This window comes from Streptomyces sp. PT12, from assembly GCF_003311645.1.
GTDB lineage: Bacteria > Actinomycetota > Actinomycetes > Streptomycetales > Streptomycetaceae > Streptomyces.
The window spans coordinates 1-3361 of the sequence record NZ_QEST01000180.1; the positions used below are offsets into that span (position 1 = coordinate 1).

Sequence of the window (3361 nt, forward strand, 5' to 3'; positions counted from 1 at the left end):
CACCAGCCGTACTCTCCCGAGGAGGTGCGCGAGGCGTTGCAGATCGGGCCCGACGTGCCGATCATCACGACCGACGCCAGGGCGAGGGGCGAGGCGAAGAGCGCGTTGATCACCCTGGTCGAGCACGCGCTGCTGGCCCGCCTGCACTGAAGGCCCCCGGGCAACTCCCGGATGTCGGGCCCGGATCGGGGCTGTGGCGTTGAACACGTCCTCTCCCGAGCGTCATAACAATTCGAGCGAGATCCTTCACGAGTCCGCCACGGGCGGCGAGTGGCTCGCTCCGCTCCGCGCACAGAGTGCCGGTGTTTTGTCGCGCTCGGCCGCAATGCCCCGATTCGCGAGCCCTTCACGCGCGGGAACCGGGACCGCCAAGGGGATTGGAAAGTCGCCTCCCATCATGCTGGAATCCACACAACTCCGCAGTCGTGACATACAGCAGCGACCGTGTGCCGATGCCGAGAGGTGAGATCCCAGTGAGGCGCAGCAGCGCGACTTCCCCGCCGCCGGGGGAGCCAGCCCTCTCGGTCGGCGTGCCGACAGGCGACGACGGCGCACCCGCCTCCACAGGCTCCAGATTCGCCCCCCGCAACTGGCGGGTGGCGACCAAGCTCTACGCGATCCTGCTGACCCCGGTGCTGGTCGCGCTCCTGCTCGGTGGCTTCCGCGTGTGGGACGCGTACGAGACGTGGCAGGAGGCCGACGACGCCGAGGCCGTCGCCGAGCTGGTGCGCGCCTCGACGGCGTACGCGCACGCCCTGATCGACGAACGCGACATCAGCGCCGACCCGTTGCTGCGCGGCCAGACCGACAGCCCCGAGGTCGCGGACGCGCGCCTGCGCACGGACGAGGCCGCCGAGGCGTTCCACGCGCGGGCCGAGGTCACGCCGCTCGGCGAGAGCCTGCGCCGCAGGATCGCGGCGTTCGAGGCCGTCGAGCCGCAGCTCGAAGGGCTGCGGCAGCGCGCGTACACGGACGAGATGACCGTGGTGGAGACCGAGGAGGGCTATGTCGAGGTCCAGCACCCGCTGATGTCGCTCACCAACGAGATCGGCCTCGGCACCGACAACATCACCTCCTACGGCCGCACCGTCTACGCGATCTCGCTGTCCAAGGCGGCCAGTTCGCTCCAGCGCGCCATCGGCACCCACCTGCTCGTCGCGCCGGGCCCCGGTGACGAGACGACCGCGGCGCAGCTCACCGCGTTCGGCAGCTACGCCTACCTGGAGAACATCGCCCGCGCCGAGTTCACCGCGGGGGCCACCCCCGAGGACACCGAACGGCTCGCGCGCGCGATGACCGACGCGGCCACCGCGGTCGCCGCCGACGCGCCCGACGCTCCGCCGCTTGACGAGATGGTCCAGCTGATCGCCTCGGGCGCGACCCCGCAGCAGCTGCGCGCGCAGGGCCTCAGCGAACAGACGTGGTCCCGCGCGGCCACCGCGGAGTTCGACGCCTACCGCACGGTCGAGCAGGAGCTGGTGGACCGCACGGTGACCGAGGCGGGCGACATCGCCGCGTCGGCCCGCCGCGACATCGTCGTCAACGCCGCCGTCGTGGTGACCGCGCTACTGCTCGCGTTCGTCCTGGCCGCGCTCATGGCCCGCTCCATGAGCCGGAACATGCAACGGCTGCGCGGCGCCGCCTTCGAGGTCGCGGGGCAGCGGCTGCCCGCCCTCGTCGACCAGCTCTCCCGCACCGACCCCGGCGACGTGGACACCCGCGTCGCGCCCACCCCCGTGCACAGCCAGGACGAGATCGGCGAGGTGGCGCGGGCGTTCGACCAGGTGCACAGGGAGGCCGTGCGCCTCGCCGCGGAGCAGGCGCTCCTGCGGGGCAACGTGAACGCCATCTTCACCAACCTCTCCGCCCGCAACCAGGGTCTCATCGAGCGCCAGCTCGCCCTGATCAGCGACCTGGAGAACAACGAGGCCGACCCCGAGCAGCTGGAGAACCTCTTCAAGCTCGACCACCTGGCCACCCGCATGCGCCGCAACGGCGAGAATCTCCTGGTCCTCGCGGGCCGCGAGCCGCAGCACCGCTGGAACCAGCAGGTGCCGCTCGTCGACGTCATGCGCGCCGCGGCCTCCGAGGTCGAGGCGTACGCCAGGATCGACATCTCGGGTGTCCCTGACAACGACATCCACGGCGGCGTCGTCAACGACCTGGTCCATCTGCTGGCCGAACTCCTGGAGAACGCCACGTCGTTCTCATCGCCGCACACCAAGGTCAAGGTCATGGGCACGCTGCTGCCCGACGGCCGGGTCATGATCGAGATCCACGACAAGGGCATCGGCCTGAGCCCCGACGACTTCGCCGAGATCAACAAGCGGCTGGCCGACCCGCCCGCCGTCGACGCGGCGATATCCCGGCGCATGGGCCTCTATGTGGTCGGCCGCCTCGCCGAGCGGCACGGCATACGCGTCCAGCTGCGGCCGTCGGGCGAACAGGCGGGGACCACCTCGCTCGTGATGCTCCCCTCGGCGATCACCCAGGGCGGCGGCGCGCCCGCGCCCGACGACGAGTTCACCGTCTCCCGGATCTCCCCCGAGGCCCCCGTCGAGCCCGCGGCGGCGCCCCAGCCGCTGCCGCCCACGGACGCCCGCTCGGCCGCGGAGTTCGGCTTCGACGACTCGCGCTACGGCCCCGTCCCCGACCCGCCGCCCGCGCCCGCGGCGTACGACTACGACCAGGGCCCCGCGGTACCGGGGGCGGGGACGCCGCGGCGCGAGGAGCCGGTGCCCTCCTACGACTCCTACGACGCGCGCCAGCCGTACGACCCGCCCGCCGCCCCGGCGCCTGAACCGCCCGCCGCGCCCCCGGCGTTCGACATGTTCCGGCCCACCGCGGAATCTCCCCGCGGTGGTCCCGGGATCGGCGCGCAGCGCGTAGGCTTCAGTGGACCGGATCCGCACGCCGCGGAGTACCGCTCGACGACCAGCGCGGGGCTTCCCCGTCGCGAACGACACCGGCCGCGCCCCGAGGAGGAGCCCGCACAGCGACCCGGGGAGCCCGAGCCCCGGCCCACGCCGCCGCAGGCCGCGGAGCCATCCGAGGAGCCGCGGTGGGAGGGCGGGCCGCGCAGGGAGGCGCGCACCGGAGGGGTGACCTCGTCGGGGCTCCCGCGCCGGGTGCCCCGCGCCAACCTGACCGAGCACCCCACCACCCCCGAGCCCACCACCCCCGAGCCCACCCCGGGCGGACCGGCCGTCTCCCGGGATCCCCATGATGTCCGCGGCAGGCTGAGCAGCCTGCACCGCGGGGTACAGCAAGGCCGCGGCTCAGCCCGCGGCACGCGGAACGACGATCAGGAGCGTTAGTGTGAGCCCGATGAGCCAGGCGGCGCAGAACCTGAACTGGTTGA

1 protein-coding gene and 1 pseudogene are annotated in these 3361 nt (G+C 72.8%); both read left to right on the plus strand.

Annotation, left to right across the window (positions count from 1 at the left end):
- Window positions 1-150 (plus strand): annotated as a pseudogene (locus tag DEH69_RS19930) (ATP-binding protein); the annotation flags it as partial.
- 380 nt (window positions 151-530) lie between these two features.
- A complete protein-coding gene (locus tag DEH69_RS19935; RefSeq protein ID WP_258534807.1) occupies window positions 531-3317 on the plus strand; it encodes a nitrate- and nitrite sensing domain-containing protein in 2787 nt (928 codons plus the stop codon).
- The last annotated feature ends 44 nt before the right edge of the window (window positions 3318-3361 follow it).